The organism is Microbacterium sp. Bi128 (genome assembly GCF_918698205.1).
This window is the reverse complement of the sequence record NZ_CAKKMM010001288.1, coordinates 1-1,448: the sequence shown is the minus strand read 5'-3', so window position 1 is coordinate 1,448 and position 1,448 is coordinate 1. Positions and strand designations below refer to the sequence as shown.

The following is a 1,448-nucleotide window of genomic DNA, read 5'->3' as shown; positions in this document are numbered from 1 at the left end:
GGAGGTCGTGGAACCTGGTACGCCCGGGCTGGCCAGTGTGGTGGAGACCTTCGGTGCCGCCGTCCTGACCCCGGAAGGCCGGCTGGACCGGGCCCGGCTGGGTGCCCTTGTCTTCGGTGATGCGGAGCGCCTGGCCGCACTGAACGGCATCGTCCACCCCTTGGTGCGGGAGCGCGCCGCGGCAATGGTCGCGGCCGCCCCGGCCGGCGCCGTCGTGGTCCAGGACATCCCGCTCCTGGTCGAAACCGGGCAAGTGAAGAACTTCCATCTGGTGGTCGTGGTGGATGCCCCCGACGACGTCCGGGTCCGCCGCATGGCCGAACACCGCAACATGACCGCCGACGAGGCGCGCGCCCGGATGGCAGCCCAGGCGGGCCGCGAGGACCGGCTGGCCGCCGCGGACGTCGTGCTGGATAACTCGGGCACCCCGGAGGACCTCCGGCACGCGGTCGACGCGCTGTGGGAGGAGCGGGTCAGGCCGTTCGCATTGAACCTCAAGGAGCAGAGGATCGCCCCGCGGACGGCGGGGCCGGTCCTCGCCCCGGCCGATCCGGCCTGGGCCGCGCAGGCCGCCCGGCTGATCGCCCGGCTGCGGGCAGCGGTCCCGCAGGATGTCCTGGCCGTCGACCACCTCGGGTCCACGGCCGTCCCTGGCCTCGACGCCAAAGATGTGATCGACCTCCAGCTCAGCGTCCGGGACCTCGACGCCGCGGACCGGATCGCGCCGCTGTTGGCCGACGCAGGATTCCCGCGCTGGCCCGGCATCATCGCCGACAACCCGAAGCCCTCGCACCCGGACCCTGCCGACTGGGGCAAGAGGCTGCACGGCAACGCCGACCCCGGCCGGCCGGTGAATCTCCACCTCCGCGCGGCCGGCTCGCCGGGCTGGCGGTACGCGCTGTGCTTCCGCGACTGGCTGCGCGCCGATCCCGAAGCCCGGGCGGACTATGTCGCCGAAAAGCAACGGGTCGCCGGGCTGCACGGCGTCGACAAGTCCACCGCCGGCTACGCGGCCGACAAGGTGGGCTGGTTCACCGAGTATGCCTGGCCCCGGATGGAAGCGTGGGTGCAGCGCACGGGATGGCAACCGCCGTCGTACGCGGACGACGCCGGAGCAGACCCCGCCGGTGCCGGCACCGGCGGCGGCGCCACCGCAACGGCACCTGCCGCCGGCCCCGGTACTGCCCAAAGCTGAATCAGGGCATCCTGTCACAGCCCGGCGGTAGATTAGGTACATGAGTCTTGCCCAGGAAATCAACCGCGTCGTGGCGCCCTTCGAGGTCATCAGTGAGTTCCAGCCGGCGGGTGACCAGCCGGCCGCCATCGCAGAGCTGACTGAGCGCATCCAGAACGGCGAAAAAGACGTCGTGCTGCTTGGCGCCACCGGTACCGGTAAGAGCGCGACCACGGCCTGGCTGATCGAGCAGGTCCAGCGGCCCACCCTGGTG

Annotated in this window: 2 protein-coding genes; both read left to right on the top strand. The window is 71.9% G+C overall.

What is annotated here, in order from left to right:
- Window positions 1-1,195, top strand: a 1,195-nt coding sequence (gene coaE, locus LQV45_RS32085; protein ID WP_230011558.1) for a dephospho-CoA kinase, incomplete at its 5' end; no start/stop codon positions are given.
- Between the two features lie 40 nt (window positions 1,196-1,235).
- Window positions 1,236-1,448 (top strand): DEAD/DEAH box helicase family protein (locus LQV45_RS32080; protein ID WP_230011557.1); only part of this gene is annotated, 213 nt, incomplete at its 3' end.